The organism is Sulfitobacter sp. G21635-S1 (assembly GCF_027213915.1).
In the GTDB taxonomy this organism is placed as follows: Bacteria; Pseudomonadota; Alphaproteobacteria; order Rhodobacterales; family Rhodobacteraceae; genus Sulfitobacter.
Map to the genome: position 1 here is coordinate 1 of NZ_JAPWGV010000092.1, position 331 is coordinate 331.

Below are 331 nucleotides of genomic sequence, written 5' to 3' on the forward strand. Positions count from 1 at the left end.
CAGGCTGTCGTCACCGGCGCTCTGGCGCATCTATGTCTGAGCGTCAGCGATCTGGACCTTGCCAGCGCGCAGATCATTGCGGCAGGGGCAAGCCGTCTGACCGAAGCCGAGGCGCTTGCCCTTGGCGAGCCGGTGGTGAACGTCCGCAACGCCATTTTCGAGGGACCTGCCGGCGTGATCATCGAGCTGCTTGAGCCGGTCGCATTCCCGCTGGACCGCGCAGCGACATAGGCACAGGATGCATCGCTGTCCGCCGCGCTGTTGGCACCTCTGGAACAGCTCTTTCCGAAGCGCAATGAAAAGCGAGACGTTAATGACGAGCGCGTGCTGA

At 63.1% G+C, this 331-nt stretch carries 1 protein-coding gene; it reads left to right on the plus strand.

Going from position 1 to position 331, the window contains the following annotated elements:
* A partial coding sequence (locus tag O4H53_RS27040; RefSeq protein ID WP_443069653.1) for a VOC family protein occupies positions 1-231 on the plus strand: 231 nt, incomplete at its 5' end.
* Between the last annotated feature and the right edge of the window lie 100 nt (positions 232-331).